A 16,882-nucleotide genomic window follows, 5' to 3' on the forward strand; every position below is an offset into this window, starting at 1 on the left:
GAAGATCATCCTCGCCCTGGACACGGTGAAGAGCCTGGCCGACGAGGAGATGAAGGTCGTCGTGGACCCCGAGAAGGGCGTCCGGAGGATCACCAAGCTGATGGACCCGGCCGAGGCGACCGGTGAGTACATCGGCGTCACCCTGATCGAGGGCGACGCGGCCGAGGAGCTGGCCGACGCGCTGCGGGCGACGTTCGAGCGGGACCCGCAGCTGTACTACGAGGACGGGTACCAGGAGCTGGTCGACCGCGGCTTCCAGGTCGACGTGGCGCCGATCGGCGACGTCAGCTGGGTCGAGATCGACAACCACGACGACCTCGCGCGCGGACGGGTGATCGCGTGCCAGTACTGACCCGGCTGATTCCCTCGCCGGTCGTGGTGGACATCCGCGCGGGTGCCCTCGACGACCTGGCGAGTGTTCTCGCCGATCAGCGGATCTCGCACTCCGGGCGGCTCGCCGTCGCCGTCAGCGGCGGCTCCGGGGCGCGGCTGCGCGAGCGCCTCGCCCCCTCGCTGCCCGGGGCGGTCTGGTACGAGGTGGGCGGCGGCACCCTGGACGACGCCGTCCGGCTGGCCGACGAGATGAAGTCGGGTCACTACGACGCGGTGGTCGGTCTCGGCGGCGGCAAGGTCATCGACTGCGCGAAGTACTCCGCTGCGCGCGTCGGCCTGCCCATGGTCGCCGTCGCCACCAACCTCTCCCACGACGGGATCTGCTCGCCCGTCTCCATCCTGGACAACGACGCCGGCCGTGGCTCCTACGGGGTACCGACCCCCATCGCCCTCCTCATCGATCTGGACGTGATCCGTGAGGCGCCGATGCGGTTCGTGCGCTCCGGCATCGGTGACGCCCTGTCCAACATCTCCGCGGTCGCGGACTGGGAGCTGGCCAACCGCGTCAACGGGGAGAAGATCGACGGCCTGGCCGCCGCCATGGCCCGCCAGGCGGGCGAGGCCGTGCTGCGGCACCCGGGCGGGTGCGGCGAGGACGAGTTCCTGACCGTGCTGTCCGAGGGGCTGGTGCTGTCGGGCATCGCCATGTCGATCGCCGGGCACACCCGCCCGTCCTCCGGCGCCTGCCACGAGATCAGCCACGCGCTCGACCTGCTCTACCCCAAGCGGGCGGCGAGCCACGGCGAGCAGGTGGGACTGGGCGCCGCCTTCGCCATGCACCTGCGCGGCGACACCGAGCACGCCCTGCTGATGGCCGAGGTGCTGCGCCGGCACGGGCTGCCGGTGGTGGCGGAGGAGATCGGGTTCGGCGACGACGAGTTCGTCCGCGCCGTGGAGTACGCGCCGCGGACCCGGCCCGGCCGTTACACGATCCTGGAGCACCTGGAGCTGTCCCCGGAGGGCATCAGGAAGGCGTACGCCGGCTACGTGGCCGCGGTCGCCGGCTGAGCCGGGCCCGGTTTGACCCCTACGGTCAGGGCCCGTAACCTTGACCGTCGGCGTGTCCACTGAACACGCCACATCCCCGTAAACCTCTTCCTCCCGGGCACACGGTTGGCCGGGAGAGGTTGCCCGTGGGTTTCCCGGGCGACTGGCCTGCGGGGGTGCCGTTTCTTCGAGCGAAAGTGAGATCCGCGTGTACGCCATCGTGCGCAGCGGTGGTCGCCAGCACAAGGTTGCTGTCGGCGACATCGTTGAGGTTGACAAGATTTCCACTGCCAAGGTTGGCGACACGGTCGAGCTCTCGACCCTGCTCGTTGTCGACGGCGACTCCGTGACCAGCGACCCGTGGGTGCTGGCCGGCATCAAGGTCCAGGCCGAGGTCGTGGACCACCACAAGGGCCAGAAGATCGACATTCTGCGCTACAAGAACAAGACCGGCTACCGCCGTCGTCAGGGCCACCGCCAGCAGTACACGGCGATCAAGGTCACTGAGATCCCCGCGGCTGCGAAGTAAGGGACTGAGGAGAAATGGCACACAAGAAGGGCGCATCGTCCACCCGGAACGGTCGCGACTCCAATGCCCAGCGGCTCGGCGTGAAGCGCTTCGGCGGTCAGGTCGTCAACGCGGGTGAGATCCTGGTCCGCCAGCGTGGCACCCACTTCCACCCGGGCGCCGGTGTCGGCCGCGGCGGCGACGACACGCTGTTCGCCCTCCAGGCCGGTTCGGTGCAGTTCGGCACCCACCGTGGCCGCAAGGTCGTGAACATCGTTCCGGTCGCCTGAGACGGCTGATCGGAAGCTTTTCGCGAGGCGGACCTCACTTCCCGGTCGGGAAGGCGGGTCCGCCTTTCGCGTGTTACCCCAAAGACATACCCGGACGTTCCTTCTGGAGGCACTGAACCATGACCACCTTCGTGGACCGCGTCGAACTGCACGTCGCCGCGGGTAACGGGGGCCACGGCTGTGCCTCCGTCCACCGTGAGAAGTTCAAGCCGCTCGGCGGCCCCGACGGCGGCAACGGCGGCCGGGGCGGTGACGTCATCCTGACGGTCGACCAGTCGGTCACGACGCTGCTCGACTACCACCACTCCCCGCACCGCAAGGCCACCAACGGCAAGCCCGGCGAGGGCGGCAACCGCTCCGGCAAGGACGGCCAGGACCTGGTCCTGCCGGTGCCGGACGGCACGGTCGTCCTGGACAAGGCGGGCAACGTGCTCGCCGACCTGGTCGGCCACGGCACCTCGTACATCGCCGCCCAGGGCGGCCGGGGCGGCCTCGGCAACGCGGCGCTGGCCTCCGCCCGCCGCAAGGCGCCCGGCTTCGCGCTGCTCGGCGAGCCCGGCGACCTCCAGGACATCGTCCTGGAGCTGAAGACCGTCGCGGACGTGGCCCTCGTCGGCTATCCGAGCGCCGGCAAGTCCTCGCTGATCTCCGTGCTGAGCGCGGCCAAGCCGAAGATCGCCGACTATCCGTTCACCACGCTGGTCCCGAACCTGGGCGTGGTGACCGCCGGTTCCACCGTCTACACCATCGCGGACGTGCCCGGTCTCATCCCCGGCGCCAGCCAGGGCCGCGGCCTGGGCCTGGAGTTCCTGCGGCACGTGGAGCGGTGCAGCGTGCTGGTGCACGTGCTGGACACCGCGACCCTGGAGTCCGACCGCGACCCCGCCTCCGACCTCGACGTCATCGAGGAGGAACTGCGGCAGTACGGCGGCCTGGGCGACCGGCCCCGCATCGTCGTCCTGAACAAGGTGGACGTGCCGGACGGCAAGGACCTCGCCGAGATGGTCCGCCCCGACCTGGAGGCCCGCGGCTACCGCGTCTTCGAGGTGTCGGCGGTGGCGCACATCGGACTGCGCGAGCTGACCTTCGCCCTCGGTGAGCTGGTCGCGGGCGCGCGCGCCGCCAAGCCGAAGGAGGAGGCGACCCGGATCGTCATCCGGCCCAAGGCCGTGGACGACGCGGGCTTCACCGTCACCCGTGAGGAGGTCGGCGGCGAGCCGCTGTTCCGGGTGCGTGGCGAGAAGCCCGAACGCTGGGTCCGCCAGACCGACTTCAACAACGACGAGGCCGTCGGCTACCTCGCCGACCGGCTCAACCGCCTTGGTGTGGAGGAGCAGTTGATGAAGGCGGGCGCCCGCGCGGGTGACGGCGTCGCCATCGGTCCGGAGGAGAACGCGGTCGTCTTCGACTGGGAGCCGACGGCCATGGCCGGCGCGGAGATGCTCGGCCGCCGCGGCGAGGACCACCGCTTCGACGCCCCCCGGCCCGCGGCACAGCGCCGCAGGGACCGGCAGGCCGAACGGGACGACTCCGAGCAGGAGTTCGACGACTTCGAGCCCTTCTAGGCGAGCCGTCCCGGGCGCGCGGGAGGGGTGCTTCGGCTGTTACAGCACCTTTACACAACTTCGCGCCGATCGTCGTACGGGTGACATCGGGCCGACGTGTGGCGGGCGTTACGGTGACATGACCGTTGCGGAGGGGGAGCGTTTGACCGGCGCTCCCCACCGCTTGTACGTCGTGTCCCGTGGGGGGAAGACATATGGGCTCCGCGCCCGCCGACCGTCCTGTCGTGTCCGTGATCATTCCTGTCTACAACGCTGTCGGCCATCTGCCGGAGTGCTTGCAGTCCATCGCCGGTCAGTCGATCGGGTTCGAGCAGATCGAGATCGTCGCGGTGGACGACGGCTCCACCGACGGCAGCGGTGATCTGCTCGACACCTGGGCCGAACGCCACCCCGGCCGGGTCCGGGTGGTGCACCAGGAGAACTCCGGCGCACCGGGCGGCCCCCGCAACCGGGCCATCGGGATGGCCCGGGGCGAGTTCCTGTTCTTCGCCGACCCCGACGACTACCTGGGCACCGAGGCGCTGGAACGCCTGGTCGCCGCCGCCGAGCGCAACGACTCCGACGTGGTGCTGGGGAAGATCAAGGGTGTGGGGCGCAAGGCCCCGGTCACCCCGTTCCGGGAGAACGTCGACGGGGGTGACATCTTCACCTCCAAGGGCGTCTGGTCCCTCACCGCGCACAAGCTGTTCCGCCGCTCGCTGGTCGAGGAGCACGGACTGCGGTTCGCGGAGGGCCTGCGGCTGGCCGAGGAACAGGTCTTCGTCGTGCCCGCCTACCTGCACGCGCGGTCGATCTCGGTCGTGTCCGACTACGACTGCTACTACCTGGTCCGCCGGGACGACTTCCCGCACCTGACCCAGGAGGTCCCGGACCCCGCCCCCTTCTACGCGAACGTGCGTGAGGTGCTGACCATCGTGGCGGCGCACGTCCCGCCGGGCGCCCGGCGCGACAAGCTGCTGTACCGCTGGCTCACCCTGGAGATCCTCGGCCGCTTCGACGGGCGCTTCGCCGGCCTGCCCGAGGAAGTCCGCGACCTGCACGTGAAGCTGGCGGGGGACCTGGTGCGCGCGTACATGCCGCAGACGCTCGTGGACCAGCTTCCGCCGCTCTCCCGGCTGCGCTGCCTGCTGATCTCCCAGGGGCTCGTCGAGGAACTCACCGCCCTCACCACGCTGGTCCCCAGGCCGGAGCCGAAGCCGGAGCCGAAGCCGCAGCAGCGGCCCGCGAGCGCCGCCGGGCCGGCGCCCGCACGGAGCGGGGGAAGCAGCCGGTACGCCCCCGCCCGTGTGCTCAGGGCGCTCAAGCGGCGTCTGCGCCGGGGGCGTTGACCGGCCGCCGTCCTCCCGGACGGCACAGGGCGGGGCCCGGAGGTCGAACCTCCGGGCCCCGCCCCTTCTCCCGTGCCCGCTCAGAGCTCCTTGGCCTGCTCCAGCATCCGGTCCACGACCCGCGCCGAGGCGTGGCCGTCGTCCAGGTCGCAGAACAGGTGGTGGAAGCGGTCGAAGCGGTCCCGGTACTCGGCGGACACCTCGTCGATGTCCAGGAGCGCGTCGATCAGCTCCTTCGAGGTGAAGACCAGCGGACCGGGCGAGTCCTGCTCGAAGTCGAAGTAGAAGCCGCGCAGGGTGTCCCGGTAGTGCTCCAGGTCGTAGGTGAAGAAGAGCATCGGCCGCTTCAGGTGGGCGTAGTCGAACATGACCGACGAGTAGTCCGTGATCATGATGTCGGCCGCCAGGTACAGCTCGGCGATGTCCGGGTACTCCGACACGTCCCACACGAAGCCGTTGCCGGCACCCGGCACCGCGTCCACCACGTTGGAGTGGCGGCGGATGAGCAGGACGTGGTCGTCACCCAGCCGTCGCTGCGCGTCCTCGATGTCGATCCGCAGGTCGAACAGGTACTGGCCCTGGCTGTGCGCCTGGTCGTCCCGCCAGGTCGGCGCGTACAGCACGACCTTCTTGCCCTTCGGCAGGCCGAGCTGCTTCTTCACCCGCTCCGCGATGGCGTCCTTCTCCGGCGAGTACAGGTAGTCGTTGCGCGGATAGCCCGCCTCCAGGATCTCCCCGTCGTAGGAGAAGGCGCGCTTCAGGATCGGCGTGCTGAACCGGTTGGAGGACACCACCAGGCTCCACTGCTTCGCCTCCAGCGCCAGCTTCTCCTGGTAGCGGCGGTCGAAGTGCAGCGTGTCGATGTCGTGGCCGATCTTCTTCAGCATCGTGCCGTGCCAGGTCTGGACGATGACCTGGCCGGGGCGCCGCTCGATCCAGTCCGGCAGGTGGCCGTTGGTGACGATGTAGCGGCTGGAGGCCAGCGCCTCGTACCACTCGCGGCCCCACATGCGGACGCGCTCCACACCCTCCGGCAGGAGGACCTGGCCGTCGCGCACGGCCCACAGGTGCTTCAGCTGCGAGCCGCGGGCGACCAGCTCCTCGTACATCGCCTTCGGACTGTCGGAGAACTGCTTGCCGTTGTAGCTGAGGTAGAAGACCTGGTCCTTCAGGGGCTGCTGCCGCAGGGGCGCGTACACCTCCTCGCGGAGCTGCCGCTGGCGGTACGGGCCGCGCTCCAGGTCGTCCAGCTCCGAACGGCAGTTCAGCTGGGGGAAGTCGGCCCAGCGGTTCTCGAGCCAGTAGCGGCGGCCACCGAGTTCGGCACGGAGCGGGAACTGCGCCGCCGCGAGCCGGTCGGTGACGAACGGTACGTCGGGACCCTCACCGTCGGCCGGGCGCAGGAAGAGGTTCCAGCGGCCCGCGCGCAGCGGCACGTCGCCGTTGCCGCCGAGCGTGGACGGGTCGAAGGCGACCTCGAAACGGCCGTCCTCGAGCCAGCGCGGCTCCACGAAGCGCTCCTCGAACCGGGCCCGGGGCTTGAGCAGCAGCCGGGAGCCGGTGAGCCGGGCGTCGGTGCGCGCGGAGATGGTGATCCGGCCGTCCTCCAGGGCGACCCGGTCGATCACGGCCCGCCGGGTGCGGCCGGCCAGCTTGAGGTACCCGTTGTGGCCGCCGATCACGGCCAGTTCGCCCTGGTCGGCGTGCTCACCCAGCGAGGCCGGCAGGTCGTACCGCCCGTCGGCCAGACCCTCCTGGAGGACCGTGCTGAACTGGCGCTGGGTGCCCTTGGGGTCCGTGGCCACCAGCACGGTGGACCAGATGCGCTTCTCGGGCCGGGTCAGGGCGTCGACACCCTCGTGGAAGACCAGCGCCACGTCGGCCACCGGGATCTCGACCGAGAACCGGTGCGCGCCGCCTTCCCCGGTCACGTCGACCGGGTACTCGTGGACCTCGGCGCCCTTCTGGTTCTTCACCCGCAGCGCCACGCGCTCGCCGGTGTGCAGGGGGACCCGGATGTCGCCGGTCACCCGCAGCCGGTCGCCCTCCATGGTCCAGCCGGTGATCAGCGCCCGGACCTTCTCGATGCGCAGCTTGAGCGCACCGCGCTCGACCGACGGCAGCATCCGGAAGTCGGTGTCCAGCCAGCGGTACGGCGGGAAGTTGCAGGCGGCGCCACCGCTGGACTGCACGGCGGCCCGGCGCACCAGGCCGGAGGCGTACAGGCCGAGGCCCACGTGCCACAGGCCCTCCTGCCACTCACCGCCCTTGCGCAGCTTCGCCGGGTCGATGGTGACCTCCCAGCCGGCCCAGTCGTAGTTGTACCGGTCCTGGCCGGAGTCGGTGGTGCGCTCGGGGGACTCCGCGTTCCGGGTGGGCAGCACGATGCGGCGGCGGGACTTGTCCTTGCGCAGTTGCAGGACCTTGACGGAGGAGCGCTTCGAGGGCAGGTCGATCTTGTCGATCCAGGCGTGTCCGCCCAGCACCAGCTTGCCCTCGGACCAGCGGACGTCCTGGAGCGGCGCGCGCATGCGCAGGTCCCGGTCGATGCGCAGCGCCTTGCGCGGGACGTCCAGGTCGGCGTCGGCCAGGGCCGGGAAGGAGGCGTACTTGCGGACCAGGCCGGTGACCTCGATGGCCTCCTTGCGCCGCTGCGACGCCAGCAGGGTGATCAGCTCGTCGAGCTGGTGCTTGCGGACCAGCAGCCACTGCACCCGCAGGTGCGTCGGCAGGGCCATGACGACCTTGGGGTCGATGTGGTCCAGGAAGCGGTTGGCCGAGCGCAGGAACTCGGCGCGGTACTCCTCGTCGCCGTCGGGCACCACGTTGAGGAACAGCCGCAGGTCGTCCACGAGGACGCGGGTGTCGTACTCCAGCTTGAGGCGGGCGAAGGTCTCGCCGGACCGGCTGCCCAGGAAGTCGCTGATCTCCAGGACGGAGGTGACCCGGTCGCGCACACCGGCCGGGTCGGTACGGCGCTGCGTGATGGAGGGGGCGGACTCGCCCTCGCGCAGCCGCCAGTAGTAGCAGGGCTCGGAGATGACGTCGACGGCCTCGGCGAGGTAGTGCGCCCGCATGGTGACGGGCGTGTCCTCGTACAGGCGGCCCTCGGGGAAGGCGAAGCCGTGCTTCTCCCAGAACGTCCGGCGGAACACCTTGTTGCAGGCGATGCGGTCGGCGACGAGCTTGGCGTACTCGGAGATGTGGGTGCGCTGGCGTGCTTCGCCCGCGAGCATCCGCATCAGCGGGACCTGCCAGGTCTTCTCGCCCTTGAGGTGGAAGACGTTGCCGGTGGCGAAGTCGGAGCCGGTCTCGTCGAGGCTGCCCACCATCAGACGGTAGGCGTCCGGCGGGACGAGGTCGTCGCTGTCGACGAACGTCAGGAACTCCGACTCGGGGGACAGGTGGGCGATGCCGGTGTTGCGGGCGGCCCCCAGCCCTCCGTTCTCCTTGCGTATGAGCCGGAACCGCGGGTCACGCTCCGCGTAGGACTCGGCTATCGCCGCCGAGCTGTCGGGTGAGCCGTCGTCCACCATGAGGACCTCGAAGTCCTCGAACGTCTGCGCCGCCAGCGAGTCGAGACAGGCCGGCAGATAGTGCTCGACGTCGTACATGGGGACGATGACACTGAGCCGAGGGGCCATGCTTGTCGATCTCCTTCTCGGGGGTCAGGCCCGCTCGACGGCTGCGAGCGCCTGGGCGGGGGCCGGTGCGTGGGAACGCTCTGCGAACGGCACGAAGGGCAGCGGCTCCGTCTCGCCGAGGAAGACGCGGCGCACCACGCGCTCGGCGGCACGTCCGTCGTCGAACTCGCAGAACCGGCGGCGGAAGGCGTCGCGGCGCGCGGTCGCGTCCGGCCCGCGGTACTCGTCCGAGCCGAGCAGGTGGATCAGCTCGGCCTGCGAGGTGGCCACCGCGCCCGGCGCCTCCTGGAGCAGGTTGAAGTAGGTGCCGCGCACGGCGGAGTAGATGTCCCAGTCGGGTGCGTAGATGATGACCGGCCGGTCCAGGACGGCGTAGTCGAACATCGCGGAGGAGTAGTCCGTGATCAGCGCGTCGGCCGCGAGGTACAGCTCCTCCACCCGGGAGTGCCCCGACACGTCGACGATCCGCCCGCTGCGGCGCAGCTCGGCCACGTGGGCCGAGCCGCCGTAGAAGTAGTGGCCGCGCACCAGCAGGGTCACGTCCGGGCCCAGCTCGTCGGCGAGGCGGGCGAGGTCGAGGCTCGGCACGAAGCCGGGCTGGTACTCGCGGTGCGTGGGCATGTACAGCAGCGCCCGGGCGCCGTCGGCGAGCCCGAGGGCCGCGCGGGCCCGGCGGACGTCGTCCGAGGTGCCGTTGACGAGGACGTCGTTGCGGGGGTAACCGGTCTCCAGCGAGACGTAGGAGCACGGGTAGACCCGCTCCCAGACGGCCGTGGAGAAGCGGTTGGAGCTGACGCTGAAGTCCCAGCGGTCGCAGCGCTCCAGGAGCTTGTCGAAGTCCATGTCCGTCGAGGCGGGGTACTTGCGCTGGTCCAGGCCCATGGTCTTCAGCGGGGTGCCGTGGTGGGTCTGGAGGTGGATCTGGCCCTCGCGCTTGACCACGCTGTCGGCGAAGTTCACGTTGTTGACCAGGTACTTGGCGCGTGCGAGCGCGGCCCAGTACTCCTTGGAGCCGACCCGGACGTACCGCACGCCCTCGGGCACCTTGTCCACCGCGTCCGGCCGGACCGCCCAGACCCGGCGGACGTGCGGGGCGAGCCGGGCCAGTTCGGCGTCGATGGCGGCCGGGTTGCAGGAGACGCTGCGGCTCCAGTAGGCGGAGAAGAGCGCCAGGTTCTCGTCCAGCGGCAGCCGGAGCTGCGACTGGTAGTAGACGCCCATCGCGCTGCGCTTGGACCGGTTGACGGCCGTACGGGTGCGGGTCCTGACCGCCTTGCGGAGCTTCACGGCGGCGGTGGCACCGGCCATCGCCGCGTACGCGTCCTTCTCCAGCAGCGCGTACTTGTGGCCACGGCCGCCGCCCGGCCGCTGGAAGCCCTCGGGGAGCCGGGCGCGGTAGTCGGCGGAGGCGCGGTGGAAGAACTCCGCCCGCGCGTCGGCCGGCAGCCGGTCGGGCCGGTCCAGGATGGTGAGGAAGTGGTCGACCATCTTGCGGAACAGCGGTCCGCGCCACTGCGCGAACTCGGGATGGGCGTCCAGGTAGTCGAAGACGCGGCGGTACTGGTCGAAGACGTCGAAGTGCTTGCGGCTGACCGTCTTGAGGATGTTGCCGCCCTCACGGCGCTGGCGGTACATCACGCAGACCCGGTTCAGCACCGCGATGCGCTCGGCGCTGATCATGGAGCAGAACGTCCAGGGGGCGTCCTCGTAGTAGCCGGGCGGGAAGGTCAGCTCGTGACGGAGGACGAAGTCCCGGCGGTAGGCCTTGTTCCAGACGATCTGGAGCAGGTCCAGCAGCTTCGGCCGCTCGGAGAGCGGGAAGGCCTCCGGCCCGTCGGGCTGGAGCAGCTCGGCGCGCTGGTTGGGGCGGACCCGGCCGTCCCAGTAGCTGCGGGCGTAGTCGTAGACGAGGATCTCGGGGTCCCCGGCGGCTTCCAGCCGCTCGGCTATCGCCCGCAGCGCGCCGCCGGTCAAAGTGTCGTCACTGTCCAGGAAGAGGACGTAATCGCCCTGAACCTTCTCCATGCCCGCATTGCGCGCACGCCCCAGCCCCACGTTCTCCGTGAGGTGAATCACGTGAATGCGCGCGTCCCGCTCCGCGTATTCATCGAGAATGGCGCCCGAACCGTCCGGTGAGCAGTCGTCGACCGCGATGACCTCGAAGTCCGTGTAGTCCTGCCCGAGCACCGAGTCCAGGCACTCGGCGAGGTAGCCCTGCACCTTGTAGACAGGGATGACGAGAGAGAGTCTGGGCATCCTTACAACCTGTTCCGAGACTGATCACGAGAGCGTGGGGCCGAGGCCAGAGCACGCTCCGCCCGCCGGCGGCGCAGCGCGCCGTCGCATCAGAGTAAAGGATTCACTTGATGTTTCCGTGAGCAAGGTAGCGGGGCGGTCGCGGCGCGGAACAGCCGCGGAGGCCGGACCTTTACTTGCTCGGAACATTGTCCCACCCGGATCGTAGGGGAACTTCACCCCGCCTCACCACGCCGGGTTTTTGCCGCAGTTGTCCGAAATTACCCGACTCGATTTTCCGTAGGCCATGAACGAGTCTGCTCTCCTAACCGACACAGACCGAGGAGGCACGGGAATGAGCTGGCTGGTCACGGGCGGCGCCGGGTACATCGGTGCGCATGTGGTGCGCGCCATGACGGAGAACGGCGAGCACGTGGTCGTCTACGACGACCTGTCGACCGGCAGTGCCGACCGGGTGCCCGGCGATGTCCCGCTGGTCGTGGGCAGCGTGCTGGACCAGGCCCTCCTGGAGCGGACGATGCGTGACCACGCCGTGACGGGTGTGGTGCACATCGCCGCCAAGAAGCAGGTGGGGGAGTCGGTGGAGCGGCCCCTCCACTACTACCGCGAGAACGTCACCGGGCTCCAGACCCTGCTGGAGGCGATGGCGGCCACCGGTGTCGGCCGGATCGTCTTCTCCTCGTCCGCCGCCGTCTACGGCATGCCGGACGTCGACCTCGTGACCGAGGACACCCCCTGCCTCCCCATGAGCCCCTACGGCGAGACCAAGCTGGTCGGCGAGTGGCTGATCGCCGCCGCGGCCAGGGCCCACGGGATCCGGGCGGTGTCCCTGCGGTATTTCAACGTGGCCGGAGCCGCCGCCCCCGAGCTGTCCGACGCGGGTGTCTTCAACCTCATCCCCATGGTGTTCGAGCGGCTGGAGGCCGGCGAGGCACCGCGGATCTTCGGCGACGACTACGACACGCCGGACGGCACCTGCGTGCGTGACTACATTCACGTCCAGGACATCGCCTCCGCCCACCAGGCCGCCGCGGCACGTCTGCGGGACGCCCCGGAGGGGACCTCGCTCGTCCTCAACATCGGCCGGGGCGAGGGCAGCTCGGTCCGGGAGATGGTGGACCGCATCCTGAAGGTGACCGGCAACGAGCGGCTGACGCCCGAGGTGACCGACCGCCGCCCCGGAGACCCGGCGAGGGTGGTCGCCTCGGCGGAGCGCATCCACGCGGAACTGGGCTGGACGGCCCGTCTCGGCCTGGACGACATGATCGAGTCCGCGTGGCTGGGGTGGCGTCACCGGCACGCCTGAGCGGCCGGCCGCGGAGCCGGGCGCAGGCCGCGACCCGGCTCTCGCTGATTCCCCCGACCCGCCCAGGGCGCGGACCGGCCGCGCCCTGAGGTCCCGTCAGGCCTTCAGCTCGGCCTTGTCGCCCATCACCACGACGGGGTGCAGCCGGGGATCGAGGGTGCGCAGCAGGTACCGCATCGCCGACTCGGACTGGCTCACGCACGCCGAAGTGCCGCTGCCGTGGTCCATGTGCAGCCAGATGCTGCCGCCCTTCGACTGGCCCTGCGGCCTCGTCGGGTCATTGGGCGCGGTGCCCTTCACGCGGTTGTAGTCGATGGCTATGACGTAGTCGAAGTCGTGCCAGTACGCCTTCTTCCAGTAATGGGGCGCCTGGAAGGCCGAGGACCGGGTGTACGGCAGCTTGGCCCCCGGGGCGGCGAGGACGCCGCCCGCGTCGCTGAGCGTGAACACCCCCACGGGGCTGCGCAGATCACCCTCGTGATGGTCCGCCGTCCAGCCCTTCCGCCCGTTGTGCGCCGACCAGGAGCGTTCCTGCTTCCAGACGGCGCCGTGCTTGGTGAAGAGGGCGACGGTGGAGTCGGGGGAGTCCTTCCCCGCGCCGTACACCGCGACCACCTGGCGGGAGTCGGCCGGTACCTGCCGCCACAGCCGGTCCCCGACGCCGGGTACGCGCTTGAGGACCGTCCTGTGCGGCTGCGTGTCGTCGGACCGGTCCCGTGAGGCCGCACTCCCGTGGTCCGAACTGCCGCACGCCGCGACCGACATCACCAGCAGCCCACCGAGGACCCCGCCCAACCCTGCCCGTGCCGAACCTCTTCTGCGCATGGGGTCCATGGTCGCAGACCGCCGCGAACGCGGCCGTACCGCCCCGCCCGGCGCCGGCCGAAACCGGCGCGCGGGTCCACCAGTTGGGAGTGGGCCCGGGGAGCCCGGACGAAGGCGGTGCCGTCCGGCTGGAGATGGGCGCCATCGGCGAGGGCGGTCCCCTGCCGCGACGGCACCCGCGAAGGCGTCGACGGCGTCGCCGGACCGGCCGGACGTGACGTCTCCGAGGCGAGGACGGGGGCGATCCCGGCCCGGCGGCCGTCCATGGGGACCTGTCGCCGGGACGACGCCGGCGGGCCGGGCCCGGGACTGTCCGACGGCTGAGCAGCGCGGGCGCGCCGCGCCCGGCTTCCCGTAGATTGAGGACGCCGGGAAGCACGGTGCCGGAACGCGCACGTGAAGGAGACGGACCGCAGGTGGCAAGGGCAAGGCAGGCCGTGGGCGAGGCCCGCAGGATCGTCGTCAAGGTGGGCTCCTCCTCGCTGACCACCGCCGCGGGCGGCCTGGACGCCGACCGCGTCGACGCGCTGGTCGACGTCCTCGCCAAGATCCGCAGCGGTGGCGAGAAGGAGATCGTGCTGGTCTCCTCCGGCGCCATCGCCGCCGGCCTCGCCCCGCTCGGTCTGCGCCGCCGGCCCAAGGACCTCGCGCGCCAGCAGGCCGCCGCCAGCGTCGGCCAGGGCCTGCTCGTCGCCCGCTACACCGCCTCCTTCGCCCGCTACGGCGTCCGCGTCGGCCAAGTCCTGCTCACCAGCGACGACATGAGCCGCCGCGCCCACCACCGCAACGCCTCCCGCACCCTGGACCAGCTGCTCGCGATGGGTGCCTTCCCGATCGTCAACGAGAACGACACCGTCGCCACCGACGAGATCCGCTTCGGCGACAACGACCGCCTCGCCGCCCTCGTCGCCCACCTCGTCCACGCCGACCTGCTGGTCCTCCTCTCCGACGTCGACGGCGTCTACGACGGCGACCCCAGCAGGCCCGGCACCTCCCGGATCGCGGAGGTGAAGGGCCCGCAGGACCTCGCCGGCGTCGAGATCGGCAGCGCGGGCAAGGCCGGTGTCGGCACCGGCGGGATGGTCACCAAGGTGGAGGCCGCCCGGATCGCCGCCGCCGCCGGCATCCCGGTGGTGCTGACCAGCGCCGTCCATGCGGCCGAGGCCCTGGCCGGCGGCGACACCGGCACCTACTTCCACGCCACCGGCAAGCGCTCCGCCGAGCGGCTCCTCTGGCTCCAGCACGCCTCCACCCCGCAGGGCGCCCTGATCCTGGACGACGGCGCGGTGGACGCGGTCGTCAAGCGGCGCACCTCGCTGCTGCCCGCCGGGATCGCCGCCGTCGAGGGCGAGTTCAGCGCAGGCGACCCCGTCGAGTTGCGGGACACCACGGGCCACGCGGTGGCCCGGGGACTCGTCAACTTCGACGCCAAGGAGATCCCCCGGCTGATCGGGCGTTCGACCCGCGAGCTGGCACGCGAGCTGGGCCCCGCGTACGAACGCGAGGTCGTACACCGGGACGACCTGGTCCTCCTGCACACCTGAAGCTCGCGGAACCGCTCGTAGAACGGGGCGTACGGCGCGACCCCGGTGGGGGACGTTCCGTAAAACCACCACGCGGAGCCCTGCGGCCTGCTCAACTTTGTCTGGGGGACATGTTGAAGGGACGGGTTCCGTCAAGGGGCCGAGCGAGTCATACGAGCATGCGAGCCGTGTGAGCCATATGAGCCGTGCGAGCCGTGCGTGCCATGCGTGAAGGAGGCCGTCGTGAGACGAGCGCGCCCGGGGGCGGCGTCCCGCGGTGCTCTGACGAGCGTCGCGGCCGGGGACACCTATGAGGAGCCCAAGGACCTGCCCAGGCTGTGGCACGTCACCCTCAGCGTCTCCGGCGAGAAGGTCCCCCTGCCCGAACTGCGACGGGCCCTGGAACAGCTCGCCCACGACCACCCCTTCCTGCTGACCAGCAGATACGCGACCGACCACGCCGAGATCCGGTACTGGGAAGAGGCCCGCGACCTGCACGACGCCGCCGCCGTGGCGCTGCGCCTGTGGGGCGAGCACCGGCAGAGCGCGGGCCTGCCGCCCTGGGAGATCGTCGGCCTGGAGGTCATCGACCGGGAGACCTACCACCACCGCATCGCCGAGGGCTACGGCCCCGCCCCGGCGACACCGGTGGGGGTGCACCCGTTCTGAGCGGGGACGGGGCGGGCCGGGGCGGCGAGCCGGGCTCGGGTGAGCGGGTGCCGAGCGGGTGCGCCGGGCCGGAGCGAGCGGCCGGCCGTTCCCCCGCCCAGGAAGGTTCACCCCTTTTGGGGTGTCTCGGGGTGTGGGACGACCGCTGAACCGCCGCGCCCCGCGCACTACCCTGCCCTCATGACCACGCTCTCGCCGTACGACTCGATGTCCCCGGTCACCCAGGCCGCCTACCGGGCCAAGGCCGCCGCCGCCGACCTCGCGCCGCTCCCGCGCGCCGTGAAGGACGACGCGCTGCTCGCCATCGCCGACGCCCTGGAGGTCCGGACCGCCGAGATCGTCGAGGCCAACGCCAAGGACGTGGCCAAGGCCCGGGAGAACGGCACCAGCGAGGCCATCGTCGACCGGCTCACCCTCACCCCGGAGCGGGTCCGCGCCATCGCCTCCGACGTCCGTGACGTCGCGAAGCTGCCCGACCCGGTCGGCGAGGTCGTCCGGGGCTCCACCCTCCCCAACGGCATCGACCTGCGCCAGGTCCGCGTCCCGCTCGGCGTCGTCGGCATCGTCTACGAGGCCCGCCCGAACGTCACCGTGGACGCCGCCGCCCTCTGCCTCAAGTCCGGCAACGCCGTCCTGCTGCGTGGCTCGGCCTCCGCCTACGAGTCCAACTCCGCCCTCGTCCGGGTGCTCCGCGACGCCGTCGGCGGGGCCGGGCTGCCCGCCGACGCCGTCCAGCTCGTGCCCGGGGAGAGCCGCGACTCCGTCCGCGAGCTGATGCGCGCCCGCGGCCTGGTCGACGTCCTCATCCCGCGCGGCGGCGCCTCCCTGATCCGGACCGTGGTCAACGAGTCCACGGTCCCCGTGATCGAGACCGGCACCGGCAACTGCCACGTCTACGTCGACGCCCAGGCCGACATCGACATGGCCGTCGAGATCCTGATCAACTCCAAGGCCCAGCGGGTCAGCGTCTGCAACGCCGCCGAGACCCTCCTGGTCCACCAGGACATCGCCGCCGAGTTCCTGCCGCGCGCCCTGGACGCCCTCGCCGAGGCCGGCGTCACCGTCCACGCCGACGAGCGGGTCATGGCCCACGCCAAGGACTCCAAGGCCACCGTGGTCGAGGCGACCACCGAGGACTGGGAGACGGAGTACCTGTCGTACGACATCGCCGCCGCGGTGGTGGATTCGCTGGACAAGGCCGTCGAGCACATCCGGCTGTGGACCTCCGGCCACACCGAGGCCATCGTCACCACCTCCCAGCAGGCCGCCCGCCGCTTCACCCAGCTGGTCGACTCCACCACCGTCGCCGTGAACGCCTCCACCCGCTTCACCGACGGCGGCCAGTTCGGCTTCGGCGCCGAGATCGGCATCTCCACCCAGAAGCTGCACGCCCGCGGCCCGATGGGCCTGCCGGAGCTGACCAGCACCAAGTACATCGTCACCGGCGACGGACACGTCCGCCGCTGAGGTTCACCCGTCCGGCCGCGGTCCCGCTGTCCCGGACCCCGTCCGGCGAGCCGTCCTGCGGCCCGGCCCCCGAGGCGTCTCACCAGGCAGACGAATGTCCGTACCGTCTGCCCAAATTGAC

12 protein-coding genes and 1 pseudogene are annotated in these 16,882 nt (G+C 71.0%); 10 read left to right on the forward strand and 3 right to left on the reverse strand.

The window, feature by feature from the left end; all coding sequences use genetic code 11:
* From IE294_RS04665 to IE294_RS04690, 6 genes and pseudogenes are all read left to right on the forward strand, one after another.
* A pseudogene (locus IE294_RS04665) lies at window positions 1–352 on the forward strand (phosphocholine cytidylyltransferase family protein); the annotation flags it as partial.
* Window positions 340–1,401: an iron-containing alcohol dehydrogenase family protein gene (locus IE294_RS04670; RefSeq protein ID WP_189882557.1), complete on the forward strand. Its 1,062-nt coding sequence runs from the start codon at window positions 340–342 to the stop codon at window positions 1,399–1,401. The pseudogene IE294_RS04665 and the gene IE294_RS04670, both read left to right, overlap by 13 nt.
* Window positions 1,402–1,588: 187 nt before the next feature.
* On the forward strand, window positions 1,589–1,909 hold the full coding sequence (rplU, locus tag IE294_RS04675) for a 50S ribosomal protein L21 (protein WP_006132815.1): 321 nt from the start codon (window positions 1,589–1,591) through the stop codon (window positions 1,907–1,909).
* A 14-nt stretch (window positions 1,910–1,923) separates the two neighbouring features.
* A complete protein-coding gene (gene rpmA / locus IE294_RS04680) occupies window positions 1,924–2,178 on the forward strand; it encodes a 50S ribosomal protein L27 (RefSeq protein ID WP_010041940.1) in 255 nt (84 codons plus the stop codon).
* 119 nt (window positions 2,179–2,297) lie between these two features.
* Window positions 2,298–3,743 carry a GTPase ObgE gene (gene obgE / locus IE294_RS04685; protein WP_189882559.1) on the forward strand — a complete coding sequence of 482 codons (1,446 nt, stop codon included), beginning with the start codon at window positions 2,298–2,300 and terminating at the stop codon, window positions 3,741–3,743.
* Window positions 3,744–3,967: 224 nt separating this feature from the next.
* Window positions 3,968–5,071, forward strand: coding sequence for a glycosyltransferase family 2 protein (locus IE294_RS04690; RefSeq protein WP_229917017.1), 1,104 nt, complete (start codon window positions 3,968–3,970; stop codon window positions 5,069–5,071).
* 80 nt (window positions 5,072–5,151) lie between these two features.
* Here IE294_RS04690 and IE294_RS04695 read toward each other — a convergent pair whose 3' ends face one another.
* Window positions 5,152–8,715: a bifunctional glycosyltransferase/CDP-glycerol:glycerophosphate glycerophosphotransferase gene (locus IE294_RS04695; RefSeq protein WP_189882562.1), complete on the reverse strand. Its 3,564-nt coding sequence runs from the start codon at window positions 8,713–8,715 to the stop codon at window positions 5,152–5,154.
* A 24-nt stretch (window positions 8,716–8,739) separates the two neighbouring features.
* Window positions 8,740–10,971, reverse strand: a complete 2,232-nt coding sequence (locus tag IE294_RS04700) for a bifunctional glycosyltransferase/CDP-glycerol:glycerophosphate glycerophosphotransferase (protein ID WP_189882564.1) — start codon at window positions 10,969–10,971, stop codon at window positions 8,740–8,742.
* A gap of 334 nt (window positions 10,972–11,305) precedes the next feature.
* Between IE294_RS04700 and galE the strand changes: the two genes are divergently transcribed.
* A complete protein-coding gene (gene galE / locus IE294_RS04705; RefSeq protein ID WP_189813318.1) occupies window positions 11,306–12,277 on the forward strand; it encodes a UDP-glucose 4-epimerase GalE in 972 nt (323 codons plus the stop codon).
* Window positions 12,278–12,373: 96 nt separating this feature from the next.
* On the opposite strand, the gene IE294_RS04710 is transcribed toward galE, so the two are convergent.
* Window positions 12,374–13,102: a hypothetical protein gene (locus IE294_RS04710; protein ID WP_189882566.1), complete on the reverse strand. Its 729-nt coding sequence runs from the start codon at window positions 13,100–13,102 to the stop codon at window positions 12,374–12,376.
* Window positions 13,103–13,539: 437 nt separating this feature from the next.
* Between IE294_RS04710 and proB the strand changes: the two genes are divergently transcribed.
* The 3 genes from proB (at window position 13,540) to IE294_RS04725 (ending at window position 16,761) form a co-directional block, all read left to right on the forward strand.
* Window positions 13,540–14,646, forward strand: coding sequence for a glutamate 5-kinase (gene proB, locus IE294_RS04715; RefSeq protein WP_189883314.1), 1,107 nt, complete (start codon window positions 13,540–13,542; stop codon window positions 14,644–14,646).
* 222 nt (window positions 14,647–14,868) lie between these two features.
* Window positions 14,869–15,294 carry a DUF8830 family protein gene (locus IE294_RS04720; protein WP_189882568.1) on the forward strand — a complete coding sequence of 142 codons (426 nt, stop codon included), beginning with the start codon at window positions 14,869–14,871 and terminating at the stop codon, window positions 15,292–15,294.
* A gap of 180 nt (window positions 15,295–15,474) precedes the next feature.
* Window positions 15,475–16,761: a glutamate-5-semialdehyde dehydrogenase gene (locus IE294_RS04725; RefSeq protein ID WP_189882570.1), complete on the forward strand. Its 1,287-nt coding sequence runs from the start codon at window positions 15,475–15,477 to the stop codon at window positions 16,759–16,761.
* Window positions 16,762–16,882 lie beyond the last annotated feature (121 nt).

Source organism: Streptomyces canarius (assembly GCF_014650735.1).
Taxonomy (GTDB): Bacteria; Actinomycetota; Actinomycetes; order Streptomycetales; family Streptomycetaceae; genus Streptomyces; species Streptomyces olivaceoviridis.